The 13,093-nt window shown below is 30.8% G+C and carries 19 protein-coding genes and 1 riboswitch; of the genes, 4 read left to right on the top strand and 15 right to left on the bottom strand.

Annotation, left to right across the window (positions count from 1 at the left end):
- Positions 1–41: 41 nt before the first annotated feature.
- From ACYQ3D_RS11935 to thiT, 5 genes are all read right to left on the bottom strand, one after another.
- Positions 42–221: a hypothetical protein gene (locus tag ACYQ3D_RS11935; protein WP_459838600.1), complete on the bottom strand. Its 180-nt coding sequence runs from the start codon at positions 219–221 to the stop codon at positions 42–44.
- 118 nt (positions 222–339) lie between these two features.
- Positions 340–1,362, bottom strand: a complete 1,023-nt coding sequence (locus ACYQ3D_RS11930) for a Gfo/Idh/MocA family protein (RefSeq protein ID WP_459838599.1) — start codon at positions 1,360–1,362, stop codon at positions 340–342.
- A 96-nt stretch (positions 1,363–1,458) separates the two neighbouring features.
- Complete coding sequence (locus ACYQ3D_RS11925) at positions 1,459–1,626, bottom strand: hypothetical protein (protein ID WP_459838598.1); 168 nt, start codon at positions 1,624–1,626, stop codon at positions 1,459–1,461.
- Between the two features lie 55 nt (positions 1,627–1,681).
- Entirely contained in the window at positions 1,682–2,320 is a 639-nt protein-coding gene (locus ACYQ3D_RS11920) for a thiamine diphosphokinase (protein ID WP_459838596.1), read from the bottom strand.
- Between the two features lie 2 nt (positions 2,321–2,322).
- Positions 2,323–2,883 (bottom strand): energy-coupled thiamine transporter ThiT, encoded by a 561-nt coding sequence (thiT, locus tag ACYQ3D_RS11915; RefSeq protein WP_459838595.1) that lies wholly within the window; start codon positions 2,881–2,883, stop codon positions 2,323–2,325.
- Positions 2,884–2,972: 89 nt separating this feature from the next.
- Positions 2,973–3,080: riboswitch (TPP riboswitch) on the bottom strand.
- Between the two features lie 121 nt (positions 3,081–3,201).
- Between thiT and ACYQ3D_RS11910 the strand changes: the two genes are divergently transcribed.
- The gene (locus ACYQ3D_RS11910) at positions 3,202–3,588 is read left to right on the top strand and encodes a hypothetical protein (protein ID WP_459838594.1); all 387 of its coding nucleotides are present in this window, start codon (positions 3,202–3,204) and stop codon (positions 3,586–3,588) included.
- 25 nt (positions 3,589–3,613) lie between these two features.
- Here the strand turns inward: ACYQ3D_RS11910 and lnt are convergent, their stop codons facing one another.
- The 8 genes from lnt to ACYQ3D_RS11870 form a co-directional block, all read right to left on the bottom strand.
- Positions 3,614–5,092, bottom strand: coding sequence for an apolipoprotein N-acyltransferase (gene lnt, locus ACYQ3D_RS11905; protein WP_459838593.1), 1,479 nt, complete (start codon positions 5,090–5,092; stop codon positions 3,614–3,616).
- Positions 5,093–5,111: 19 nt separating this feature from the next.
- The gene (locus tag ACYQ3D_RS11900) at positions 5,112–5,573 is read right to left on the bottom strand and encodes an ECF transporter S component (protein WP_459838603.1); all 462 of its coding nucleotides are present in this window, start codon (positions 5,571–5,573) and stop codon (positions 5,112–5,114) included.
- A gap of 128 nt (positions 5,574–5,701) precedes the next feature.
- Entirely contained in the window at positions 5,702–6,391 is a 690-nt protein-coding gene (locus tag ACYQ3D_RS11895; RefSeq protein ID WP_459838592.1) for a cell wall hydrolase, read from the bottom strand.
- A gap of 104 nt (positions 6,392–6,495) precedes the next feature.
- Positions 6,496–7,356, bottom strand: a complete 861-nt coding sequence (locus ACYQ3D_RS11890; RefSeq protein WP_459838591.1) for an esterase/lipase family protein — start codon at positions 7,354–7,356, stop codon at positions 6,496–6,498.
- Between the two features lie 130 nt (positions 7,357–7,486).
- The gene (locus tag ACYQ3D_RS11885; protein ID WP_459838602.1) at positions 7,487–7,723 is read right to left on the bottom strand and encodes a YfgJ family double zinc ribbon protein; all 237 of its coding nucleotides are present in this window, start codon (positions 7,721–7,723) and stop codon (positions 7,487–7,489) included.
- A gap of 14 nt (positions 7,724–7,737) precedes the next feature.
- Positions 7,738–8,727, bottom strand: a complete 990-nt coding sequence (locus ACYQ3D_RS11880) for an AIR synthase family protein (RefSeq protein WP_459838590.1) — start codon at positions 8,725–8,727, stop codon at positions 7,738–7,740.
- A 14-nt stretch (positions 8,728–8,741) separates the two neighbouring features.
- Entirely contained in the window at positions 8,742–9,260 is a 519-nt protein-coding gene (locus ACYQ3D_RS11875) for an ECF transporter S component (RefSeq protein WP_459838589.1), read from the bottom strand.
- Positions 9,261–9,368: 108 nt separating this feature from the next.
- On the bottom strand, positions 9,369–9,917 hold the full coding sequence (locus tag ACYQ3D_RS11870) for a DJ-1 family glyoxalase III (RefSeq protein WP_459838588.1): 549 nt from the start codon (positions 9,915–9,917) through the stop codon (positions 9,369–9,371).
- Positions 9,918–10,075: 158 nt separating this feature from the next.
- Between ACYQ3D_RS11870 and ACYQ3D_RS11865 the strand changes: the two genes are divergently transcribed.
- The 3 genes from ACYQ3D_RS11865 (at position 10,076) to ACYQ3D_RS11855 (ending at position 11,739) form a co-directional block, all read left to right on the top strand.
- Positions 10,076–10,306 carry a DUF1657 domain-containing protein gene (locus ACYQ3D_RS11865; protein WP_459838587.1) on the top strand — a complete coding sequence of 77 codons (231 nt, stop codon included), beginning with the start codon at positions 10,076–10,078 and terminating at the stop codon, positions 10,304–10,306.
- Positions 10,307–10,437: 131 nt separating this feature from the next.
- Positions 10,438–10,659 (top strand): hypothetical protein, encoded by a 222-nt coding sequence (locus ACYQ3D_RS11860; RefSeq protein ID WP_459838586.1) that lies wholly within the window; start codon positions 10,438–10,440, stop codon positions 10,657–10,659.
- A gap of 9 nt (positions 10,660–10,668) precedes the next feature.
- On the top strand, positions 10,669–11,739 hold the full coding sequence (locus ACYQ3D_RS11855) for an NAD(P)/FAD-dependent oxidoreductase (protein WP_459838601.1): 1,071 nt from the start codon (positions 10,669–10,671) through the stop codon (positions 11,737–11,739).
- A gap of 96 nt (positions 11,740–11,835) precedes the next feature.
- Here the strand turns inward: ACYQ3D_RS11855 and ACYQ3D_RS11850 are convergent, their stop codons facing one another.
- Together ACYQ3D_RS11850 and ACYQ3D_RS11845 are read right to left on the bottom strand one after the other, a co-directional pair.
- Positions 11,836–12,153 (bottom strand): hypothetical protein, encoded by a 318-nt coding sequence (locus ACYQ3D_RS11850; RefSeq protein WP_459838585.1) that lies wholly within the window; start codon positions 12,151–12,153, stop codon positions 11,836–11,838.
- 122 nt (positions 12,154–12,275) lie between these two features.
- On the bottom strand, positions 12,276–13,091 hold the full coding sequence (locus tag ACYQ3D_RS11845; protein WP_459838583.1) for an SPOCS domain-containing protein: 816 nt from the start codon (positions 13,089–13,091) through the stop codon (positions 12,276–12,278).
- Positions 13,092–13,093 lie beyond the last annotated feature (2 nt).

Here is a 13,093-nt window from a genome sequence, read left to right as displayed (position 1 = left end):
AAATAACGAAAGCCCTGGCAATTTGCCAGGGCTTTAATCATTTAATTATTAGTTTGTTGCTGGGGAGAATTCTCTTTTGTAACTGGAGTCTGTTGCATACTTCTTAATGCTTTAAGATAATCAGATTCACATTTTATTTCATCTTCTGGCATAGTAGATATTTTATCTTGTTGTTTTAATCTGCCGAGATTTTTGAGAAAGTCATGTAATTTATTGAGCATTTCAATCCCCTTCCTATTATAGATATTAGTATTTATATTATATCAATAATTTATTACAGCAACAAAAGTAATTAGTGTAACTATTTCCTTTCTTTATCTGCTACTACATCAGCTACCATTATTCTACCTTTACTACTTTATCTTCCTCTACCGATTCCAGAATAGATAATACTGTTTTTACATCACCTAATTCAACTTCTGGAGGTGAAGCAATTTCTCGTTGACCAGTTAACCCATGATAAAAGTTAAGTAATTCATTATAAAATCCTTGCTTAGGTTTATATTTTATTTTCTCTGTACTTCCATCATTATAGGCAATATTAATTACTCCACACTGTCTCTCTTCTAAATAAATCATTCCTTGCTGACCAAAGATTCTAGTACCTACTAAAGGTCTTTGCATTTCCTTACCACTAGGAAAGTAAGAGAACTGACCAACAATACCATTTTTAAATTTCAAGTTAACACTAGTAGATAGATAAGGAACATAATCATCATCTTGTGATTTGCCAAAAGCATGTAAACTATCTAGCGGGCCAAAAACCTTACGGAATCCAGCTAAGTTATGTAGTGCCCCATCTAATAATCTGCCTCCAGGAAAAGCAGGATGTTGACGCCACTCTTTAGCTCCAAAAGTATCTCCGCGAGCTTCTTGAGGAAAATCAACAATAAAGTTACTAATAAAGTAAATAACTTCTCCTATTTTTTTATTTGCTACTAAATCTCTTAGGATATTATTTTCTTCATTATAGCGAAAGTTCTCTGCTATTATAACTTCAATATCATATTCCTCACTGAATTTAGTATATTCTCTGGCTTCTTCTAGATTAGTAGCTAATGGTTTTTCACAGATTATATTGACTCCCATTTTAGCTACATCTTCAGAAACGGCAAAGTTTTGGGAAATAGGCACCATAATATCCACTGCATCCAGATCCTCTTGTTGAATCATTGTTTTATAGTCTTGATAGGCTTGTTCTTGACTAATCCCTACTAGTTGGGTAGCTTTTTTAGCTAAATCTAGTTCTACATCACAACAAGCTACAATTTCGTACTTATCTGTTAGTTTTTGATAAGCTGGCCAATGTAGTCGTTGCCAAGCTAGACCTGTTCCAATAATTCCTATTTTAATCTGCTCCATTTTACCACTCCTTAGTTGATTTATTATTAAGATAGGTAAAATAAAGCTTGATTATAATAAAAAATAAAAAAATTGGCTCTTAAGAGCCAATTTTTATTATTCATATAATACGTCATCAATCTCAATTGCTGTAAATTCAGCATCATTTTCAATACATTCCATACAATTATCACATTCCTTACTCTCATCTAAATCACAGATTAAACACTCACCACAATCAGTACAACTATTAGCAGGTGTTAGAATACATTCTTCTCTATCCAATTAAATCTACCTCCTATATTCGGTAGTTTAACATATCAGTAATTAAAAATAAAGTTTAGTGATTGATTATAACTAATACTTTCCCTTGTTTTAAACTTATTTTAGCATTTTTAGCTTGGATAGTATTACTAATAGTTAAACTAGAACCTCTAGTTAAAGTAGTCTCGGTTAAAGGATACTTAAACCCCTTCAAAGTAACTCCTTGAACTTGTTTAGTAAGTGGTAGTAGCGATACAGTAGCTCCTATTTGATCTGTGATTATTTTCTGATTAGTGATTAATTCAGTAGTTTGTTGACTGGTAACAAACTTAATCTCCACTGTTGGTGTTGATAATTTTTCTAATAGATAAAGATTAGCTAGTGTATGATCTAGTCTGTTCCCTACTGCTGCTAAGACAATTATTTTTTTATATCCCTTAATAATTAACTCTTCTAATAGTAATTGGGTATCAGTTTTATCCTTTTCTACTGTAAACTTTTTAAACTCTACTCCTAAAGTTTGATACTTTTGTTTTATTTCTTGAGTAATAGAATCTAAATCACCTATTATAAGATCAGGGGTTAGTCCTAATTCATGAGCATAGTTGGCCCCTCCATCTGCACAGACAACTTTATCTTCCGCTTGGATATAATTCTGATAGAACTCCTTTTCTCCAGTTAAAGCTCCATTCACTATAGCAATTACTCGTTTCATTACTAATTACTCCCTAATTCAAAAGCCGAATTATTAGTTAATGATTTAATCAAAATTAACATAACAACTATTGTAATAATAGTTTCAGGAATTAGATAACTGCTATTATAGATTGCAGAATAAAGCCAAACACTTTGTCCTTCAGGAGCGTATTCTCCAAAAAAGATAGCTCCTGCAATAAAATGAGATAAAAATCTTAAACTTCCTCCCAGTAAGACTCCCCCACTAACTAACCACCAATTATTTGCTAAACTTTTATCAGAATCTATCTGACCAACTACCCCTGCTAAACCTAATAAAGCATAAGCTACCGGATAATCTAGAATCAATTGGGCCCAATGAACAACAAATCCTCCTAGCATAGTCTGTAATAATCCATAACCGGCCCCTAATAAGACTCCATCTCTTAAGCTCCAGCGTAAAGCAATAAAGACAATAGGAATCATCTCTAAGGAAATAGAACCCCCTTGGGGCATTTGATATAACTTAAGATAATTTAAAATAACTGCTAAAGCTAAACCAATCCCCATTTCAGTCAATTTTCTAATTTCTAACTTCTGCATTAATTATTCCTCCTTTATTATTTACTGGAACATAAAAACTTATTCTAAAACAAAAAGACACAACCCCCAGCTAGGAGTTGTGTCTGCTTTAATAACAAACATAACTTCCCTCCGCTGGCCTTAACCAGATCAGGTTCAAAGGGTCAAGAGTTAATAACTCTTTCTCAGTTCTAATTAGAACTCCCCTAGTTAAACTATTAAGTTGCCTTACAATTAATTATAGCAAAATAACTATTTATTATCAACTTTAACAAATAAATAATTGATTTTAACTTAATTGATATGTTAAAATAATGGTAACTAATAAGGAGTGATAAAATGGATCCTGAATTAATTATTTCTATTTCTTTTATGGTAGTAGTTATTATAGAAGCTATTATTCTACTTAAAAATTTCTTTACTGATAAAGAGAAACAAATTTTTACTAAATCATTATTTAGATTTTTATCAAATAGCTTTATTTACGTAGCTGCTCTATTAATCTTTATTTCTTCTTTTAATAGTCAAAGTGGTTTGCAAGTATTAGGCTTTGAAAATTTAATGGAATTAACTTTAGGTCAGATAACAATCTGGATTATTATAATTGCTGATGTTGTTACTTTGCTTCTTTTAGGGGTAGGGGTAATAACTAATTTATTCAGCAAGGATCAGGAAGAATCTACTCCGGAAATCATCAATCAACAAAAAGCTAAAGAATTAACTTAATTACATATCATAGGAGTAGCTGATATCAGCTACTCCTATTTATATTTAGATAAGCTCTTAAAAGCAATAAAGCTAAACTAATTAATACTGCTCTCCCAAATAAGTAACCAAATCTCTGGTAGATAGTTGGAGAGCGAGCAGGAATTTTTAAGTCAAGATATAAACTAGTTGTAGTAAATAAATCAGTTCTAGTAATCACCTCTCCTTGGTCATTTATTAGACCACTAATTCCTGTATTACTAACCTTAATAAGTGGCACTTGATATTCGACTGCTCTAAAAATAGCTGCTTGTAACATCTGCCAAGGTGCTTTACTTTCTTGGAACCAAGCCTCATTAGAGATATTAATTATTAGGTCATTATTTTGATATAATTTATGAATATAAAAGGGATTTAAAATCTCAGAACAGATAGGATTAATCCAACTGATATTATCTAATTCAAAATCTTTTAATTTAGTTCCCGGAGTTAAATGATTTAAATTACTAGTAATAAAATCAGATAGTAGATTAGGATAGGGTACATACTCTCCCCAAGGAACTAATCTATTCTTACTATAGTATTTACTAATAGTATTATCTTCCTCCACTAATAAAGCACTATTTAGATAGTCTCCATCTTTCTCTATAAATCCTCCAACTAGTAAAGGAATTGATTTAACAAAATAAAAGGGAAATTTCTCTTGAGGATCATAATTTCTTAAAATGGCTGTTTCCGGCCAAATCAATAAATCTAAACCCTTCTCTTGTTTCATTTGTTGGTTGGTTAAGTTGTTGATCTTATTGATTATTTGGCCCTCTTTACTTGCATCTAATTTCATTTTTTGTGGGATATTAGGTTGAATTAATCCTAATTGCAATTCATCTATCACCTTTGTTTCTTGATTTAATTCTAAATTGCCATAACTAAAGATTAAACCAACAATTAAAATTGCTGTTAAAATATAAGTTAGTTTGTTTTCATTTTTTTCTTTTTTTAAACCTAAGTATAATATAACATTAACTAATGCAATTAAATAGCTAACAAGATAAAGGCCACCATACTGAGCTAATTGGATCAATTCCGGAATAGCACTTTGACTATAACTTAAAAAGCCAAATAAATACTGAAAAGAAAATAAAGTTCTTATATATTCCATTCCCGTCCAAGTCAAAGGAAGTATAATTACTAAAGAGATACTTAAATTCTTTTCTAATATTTTAGTTATCCAGGCAAATAAACCAAAATAAAGCCCAATAATTGAGAGTGCTATTACAAGTAATAACAAACAGATAAACCAAGGATAACCGCTAAAATTAATTAACGGATAAAATAACCACTTACCGCTAATTAATAAAAAGATACTCCCCATTAACCAACCTAACCTAAAAGCTTTGTAAGGTGTTTCATCCTCTAATCCATAACAGAAAGGAATTAATCCTAGCCAACTAATTAAAGCCCACTTAGGAAATTGGAAGGGAATGGCTAATAATACTCCAGTTATTACTGCTAATAAATAGGACATTTTAGTCTCTCCTTTTATTTCATATATCTATATCCGCTTTTTTAATTAATTTAATTAAGTAGATAGCTAATAGTCCGCCAGCTAAAGAAGTTAATAATTGTGGAATTTGCATTACTTTAGCAATTTTATCTGGTACTTGGACAAAGGATTTAACAGCATAAGCTAAAACTAAATACTTGAATCCTGCTGCTCCAGCAATTGCTAAATAATTATTAGTTCGTTTAGCTAAATAATAAACAACTACTAAACTAATATTACCTGCTATAATATATGGTGTCATAGGAGCTAAAGGAGCGGGTAAAATTCCTCTAACTAAAGCTATCCAAGGAGTTAAACCACCTACTAAAACACCACTTGTAACCCCTACTACACTAGTAGCTAAAAATAAAAACATATTTACTAATGGGCCTGTAATAAAAATAGGTAATCCTATCATTTGGACTACTAAAGTTAAAGCAGCTAAAATACCTGTTCGAGTAATCCATTGTGTTTGTTTGATAATTTCACCACCTTTCTATCATGGTATAATTCCTTATAATTTATTATTATCCTGTTTAAAATTAAAAATTAATCAAAAAAAGAAAAAGAGGACACATTAATGTGTCCTGGTTACTTTAACTCAGCAAAAACATGATTACCGATCTCTTGAACTTTAGTTGTATTTTCAAAAATCCAACTTGATGTAGCAGTAATAGGATTATAATAATAAAGAGAGCCATTGGTAGGGTCCCAACCATTCAATGCATAATTTGCTGCTTCATAGATATTATCATCAACCTTATAAAGTTCTACAATAATTTGGCCGTCTAAAACTGCTGAAAAAGCATAACTACCACCGATTTTTTGGTAAACAACACTATTTATATCATTAGGAAACTCAGGACTTTTTACTCGATTAATAATTACTGCAGCTACAGCAACTTGGCCTTTAAAAGGTTCACCACGTGCTTCACCATGAATTGCTTTAACTAATGTCTTAAATTCCTGATCTGTTAAATTTAATCTTTTTTTTTGGTCGGGTTGATCAATGCTGACTGGAGCTTCTTGAGCTGCTGATTGATAAGGATTACTAACATCATTTTGATCTGGTGGATTAGCTTCTCCATCTGATTGACCAGTTACAAAAGAAAGAAAGAATAAAGATAATAAGCCTTTGATAGCATCTAAAAAATTATTTGTACTTGCTCCATCACTAGCATAAGCAGGAATGATTAATATGCCCCCTGCTATAAAAGGAAATATGATTGTAAACAATAGCAAATATGTGATTAATTTATAGTATAATGTATTTAGCTTCATTTTATAACCCCTTTTTCAGTTATTGCTACATCGTTAAATATATTTTCTCTTATTTATTCAAAAAATGCAAAGGTAATTATTTGTATTGATAACAGTCTTCTCCTCTATTTTCCTTTGCTAAGTGTCCATTCAATTCCTTTAAAAGTTCCAGGATGGAATAGTAAATCCATATGAGTTGCTTCTACTGCTAATCTAAAACCAAAGTGAGGTGTATTATAATTAGCTTGATTTAGTTCTGCAATAGCATCTTGCCATTCCTTATAAGGAATGGCTGAAGAAATACGAACAAAACCTGGACCGCCTGAATCAGTAGCTCGGGGACTATCTAATTTACTAAAAAATTTATTTGTATCAACTGCCCCTAAAACCCCCCACTTTTTATAATTCATATCTTGATTTAATAATGTCCAATCTTGTTGAAGTTGATTCAAAAACTGGCTATCTTGTGATAAATCCTTCAGTTGTCCTATAATTCCTACTGAAGTAATTACTCCTTGATGGGGAGTCCCTACAGTTAACAATTTGTGGACTTGGTTCCAATTCTCTTGTTTTAGTGACATATATCTACGAGCTACTAAGCCTCCCATGCTATGTGCTACTAAAATTACTTTATCTTTATTTGTTATCTGAGTAATTAAATCAATAATCTTATCTAATCGTTGAGCATATAGATCTAAATTACCAAATAACGATTCTTCAATAGGATTAATTGTATAATAAGAAATACTCCAAATCCAACTTTTAACTTCTTCTCCATAGTAATTGTGGTATACTTTATCTTCTTCAATGTATCTCATTTCATAGTAGTTTTGATTACTAATTATATTAGCTATTTGTTGCCAAGCCTCTACTCCTTTAGCAATACCATGAATAAAAATAATAGGATAATCAACTGTTTGGGAACTATTTAATATTTCTTTCCAATTTTCTGGTTTCAAATATTTTTTATTAGTGATTGTTATCACCTCTTTTAGTTTATTATTTAATTTATGTATTTTTTTATTTATTCCTTTATTATTTTTATGTTCATAAGTGACTATATAATAAATGACTATATTTATAAAAATATAAATGAACCAGAATTAACTGGCTCATTTATTCAAAGTATTCAGTCTCTATTTTCTTTTTAGGTCTTAATTCATTACAATTATTGCAGAAGAAGCTAATACTACCACAACCTTTAATTACTTCTACTTTTTTACCACATTTATCACAAAATTTTTTTGCTTCTTTAAATTGATAGGGAGTATAATCAGCACAGTATTTACAAAAATAATTTTCTTCCCCTGCTTCTATTTCTCTTCTCATAATATTATTACACTGTTTACAAATTGCTTCTTTTATAGCTATTCCTCCTTAAGTAGCCGCCATAATTCATCTTTAGGAGCAGAATCAATTATTAAATCTTCTTTTGCAGTTTTAACAACTCTCTTTTCGGAAATAATATTTCCAATAATAGTAGCTTTAATTCCTGCTTGAGATAATTTGCTAACCAATTTATCCCCTTGAGAAGAAGTTAAGAGCATCATTCCGGAACCAATTAATTGGTAAGGATTAGCCTCTAAAGCATCAGTAATAATTTTAGTAGTTTTATGTACAGGTAATCTCTCTTTTTCAATTCTAAAGCCTACTTCTGCAGTAGTTGTCAATTCATATAATCCTCCGTATAAACCACCTTCAGTAACATCATGCATAGCATTAACTTCTAGTTTAGCTCCTAGTTGTCCTTCAGGAACTACACTTAAATCATTAGCTAAATCTAAAGCTGATTCTATTACTTTTTCTGTAACTCCTAGATTAATCAACTCTTCTTTATAAGTACTAGCTAAAATAGCTGTACCTTCTAATCCTGTCCACTTAGTAACTATAATATCATCTCCTATTTGCGCTCCACCTGAAGTAATAAATTTATCTTTAGTAGTTTTTCCAATAGCAGTACATGATACTAAAGGCTGGTTGACTATATCAGTTACTTCAGTATGTCCACCTAAGACATCAATTTTCAATTCTTTAGTTGCTTGATTAATATCTTCTACAATAGCTATTACCTCTTCTTCTGTAGTCTCAGGAGGAATTAATAAAGCTTGTTGAATCCCAATTGGTTGTGCTCCATTAGCCGCAATATCATTACAAGCTACATTAACTGCTAAACTGCCCATTCCTTCTTCTAAACCTGTAATAGGGTCAGTAGACATTACAGCTACAAATTCACCAAAATCAAGTACAGCCGAATCTTCTCCTACTTGCGGGCCAACTAAAACTTCCTCTTTTTGTGTAGAAAGTTTATCTAATACTAATTTTTTTAATTGATTGATCCCTATCTTACCTGCTTGCATATTTATCACCTTTCTTAATTACTTTTAATCGATTCTAATAAATCCGTCTTTAGAATAGCATAAATAATAGGAAAAGCAATAATAGCTCCTCCGATAGCTTGCCCTATATTCATTGGGATTTCTGCTAAAGGGGCTATAAAACTTTTATATAACGCAGCTTCTCCTAAATAATAACCAGCTACCATCCAACTTCCCCCTACTAAAGCAGCTATAATATCTTTTCCTCTTAAAGAGGTTGTAGGTTTCTCTCTATAAGCTAGATAACCAATAATCCAACCTTCTAAGCCTTTAACTAGTAATGTTATAATAGCAAATTGAGGATAGCCTAATAAAAGATCTGCTAATGCTGATCCTACTCCTCCTGCTATTAAACCTACTTCTGCCCCAAATAAAATAGCAGCTAAATAAATCATACTATCACCAGGATGAATATATCCCTGCGTAGCAGGTACTGGAATTTTAATAGCCATAGTTGCTACTGCTACTAATGCAATTAATAAGCCATTTATCGCTAATTTTTTAGTCTGCTTCATAGAATAATCCTCCTTATAAATTTACAGATTAATCTAATATTAACATATAATTAAGTTAGAAGCAAAATACCAGACAATAGTTAAACTGTCTGGTATTATCTAGAATCTTTAAAAATTAGTTAACATATTTGATTTAAGTTTTTTAACTTTTTCTTCTCTTACTAAGTACTTAACAACTTCAAGAGCAAATTCTAAAGCAACACCTGGCCCTCGTCCTGTAATTAAATTATCAGCAGTAACTACTCTATCTACTTGATAATCACAAGATGGTAAATTACTAGCAAAGCTAGGATAACTAGTAACAGATCTATCCTTTAATATTCCAGCCTCTTCTAATACAATTGGAGCAGCACAAATAGCAGCAATTAAATCATTATTTCGATCTAATTTACGTACTATATTAATCACTCGTTGATCATCTCTTAAATTAGCAGCTCCTGGCATTCCACCTGGTAAGATAATCCCTGTTACCTGATTTAAATCAACTTGATCAATATTCTTATCAGCTGTAATAGTAATTCCGTGATCTCCTGTTACTTCTAACTTATCAAGGGCGACTGTTTCTACTTCAACACTAGCTCGTCTTAAAACATCGATATTAGTGATAGCTTCAATTTCTTCACAACCATCAGCTAAAAGAATAATTACTTTACTCATTTTATCCACTCCTTTCGGTTTATTATTACCAAATACCTGTTATGTTTTTCTAGAATTAAAGTGGAAATCCTTTATATATCTACCTGATTTAACTTGTTATATTTTCTTAGCTAGAGGTTATTCTAATTTATAGCATAACAAAGGAGGTAGTTAATAATATGACAGTTGGTGATCAACTCCATCAAACATTAACTAGTGTAGAAGGAGCAAAAAGTAATTTAGAAAGCTTTGCTTTAAGTACTAATGACCAACAAGCTCAACAGATGTATAATCAATTAGCTCAAGATTTAGAGAATGTAACTAACCAACTTGAGAATAGAGTTAATTATGTTGAGCAGGAAGAACCATCTTATAAAGCACGACAAACTGAACAACAAAAACAACAATAATAAAACTACTCTTTCCCCCTGGGAGTGATTCTTCTGCCCAGGGGTTATCTATTTCAGAATATAATGTATAATTTATACTTAACTATTACAGAATATATAATACTAATCTCTTTAATAAAAGGAGAATACATATGTTAAAATTAATTGACTTTTTTACTAGTAAACTAATTAATCTAATCTTATATTTATTGATAGTTTCTTCTTTATTAGCTGTTGTCTATTCTATTTATCAGATTATAATAGAAGCCAACTCTTGGCAACAATTAACTAAAACAATTAATAATTTAATAAATCAAGTCCCCCGATTAAATAGCTATAGTAATCAATTCTATAATTTTTTTAATCCTTTATAAAAAGGAGGAATTAAAATTAGAATTGCTATTATTGGAGCCGGAATTAGTGGTCTAACAGCTGCCTACAAATTAGAACAAGCAGGATATTCTCCAGTTTTATTTGAGAAGGAACATAAAGTAGGCGCTAGATTTGTTAACGGAGAAGCAATGATGCATCTAATCAATTTACCAGTTACTGATGCATTCTATCACTTAAGCCTCAATCATGAATTACCCTTGCAACCAACATTACCTATTAGAAAGATAGAGTTTTATGGGCCAACTGAAAGCGCTACTATTGTAGGAGATATAGGCTATATTAACTCACGAGGAAATCATGAACGTTCACTAGAAAATCAACTAGGTAAACTAATCACTAGTAATATAAACTATAATACTGAACCTGACTACAATACTCTCAAAAACAATTTTGATAAGGTTATTATAGCTACTGGTGACCCAGCTACTACTAAAAGACTTAATCAGTGGCACCAGACAGATGTCTCAGTTAAAATTATAGGGGCAACAATTGAAGGAAAGTTTGAGGCTACTACAGTTAAAATGTGGTTAAATCATAATTTTGCTCCCCAAGGATATGGTTATATGCTCCCTTTAGGACATAAATTAGCTTCATTAGCTATTGCTACTCCCCATGATATAGTAGATTGGAAACGACTATGGCAGAATTTCTTAAATCAACTAAACTTTGATTTTAGAATTAAAGATACTTTTCAAATTGATAAATACGAAATTGGACAAAGCAAAACTCAAGAATTTAATAATACATATATTATAGGACATGCCGGAGGTTTTGTTATGCCTTTCTTAGGGTTTGGTCAGTTTACTTCAATAGAAAGCGGTATCTTAGTAGCTCAAGCTATTAATAGAAATCAAAATTATAATAAATTAACTAAAAACTTTCAGCAAGACTATTATACATCGCTTAAGTTAAGAAAGTTATTAGCCAAATTATCTAATCCTCAATATGATAAATTAGTTAAAGGACTCAATAATAGAACAGTAAAAAAAATGTTCTTACAAAGAAAAATCAATTTAGCTAAACTAGTTGGTTGGTTAAGTATTCCTATTAGTTGGTTGTAATAGTTTTTTATTGTTCATAAGTGACCAAGTTTAAAGTGTACTTATTATCTAAAATAAAAGCCTCCATAAATATAAAGGGAGGCTTTGCATAAATACTTAATTCAATCTAATACTATATTCATTAGTTTCATTATTTAATTCTATTTCAATTCCTTCTCTTCTTATTTTAGCTTTTAATCTATTTTCTATCTTCTTCTTCTGTTCTTCATCTATTTTGTACCCTGCTTCTTTTAGCTCAGAAATTATCTTATCTAAGATATCACTAATCGTATTTAAAGTATCATTATTAGGAAATTCTAATAATATTGCATCAATTAAATCATCAATTTCTTTTAGAATAGGAGTTCCCTTCCGAAAGTAGTCATCTAACCCTGGCTTTAGTTTAACTAAAGTAATAATTACTGCTGATAACATTCCTAACATATTAATTATTGTATTTATCTAATTATTATATCTATTCAACTATACTACATAATAATAAATGATAAATATGTTCTGATAATCAGAACATATTTATCATACTTCTAAAATTATACTTATATTAAAGCAATAGTAGCAGTATCACTAGCTTCATTTCCTTCACAATCATAAACTGTTACTGATGCTGTATAGTCTCCTGCTGTCAACCCTTCAGTTTCCCATAAAAAAGTAACTGTAGCGTTAGTTTCTCCACGAACAGATTCTGTTAAAGAATCTACTTCAGCTCCAGTATCATCTGTAATAACTATTTCAACCCTATCTAAAGAACAATTATCATTAACAGTAGTTTGGATTAGAATATTATCACCAATTGTAAAATTATTCGGAACCGAAGTTATTATCTCATCTATACTCGGATCCTCATCATCTGCTGGTGGAAAGATTGCATTAATATAAAGTAAAACACTCTTAATTACTTTACGAGGATCAATTGTTTCAATAAAGACATCTTCTACACAGACTTGCACATTAATATTATCTTCTTTACCTGGCTTAACTGTACCTACATAACATTTTGGTACAACTATAAAAGTACTAAATGGAATTTCAAATTCAGCAGAATGAACTGGTTGGCTACCATCTTCTACATCAGCTACATATACAACTTTTTGCCTAATCTTACCCTCTATAACCAATTTTTCACCAGTTAAAGCCTGCCCTTCTTCTGATGTTTCTTCAGGCGTTTCTATTATCCGTAAATTAGTTACTTTTCCTTCAACTAGAACCTGTAAAACCTGCTCAATATCTGGTTTTTGCTCTGGAATTTCTAAAATCTCTGGAACTTTTAACTGAGTAAATGCTCCCTGACAATTATTAGGGAAGTTTTTACAAATACCTTCAATCTCAATAGAATTATTTAATACACACGCCATCC

It is taken from the genome of Halanaerobaculum tunisiense, from assembly GCF_054657635.1.
Note: the sequence above shows the minus strand (reverse complement) of the source record. Positions and strands in the feature narration are given on the sequence as shown.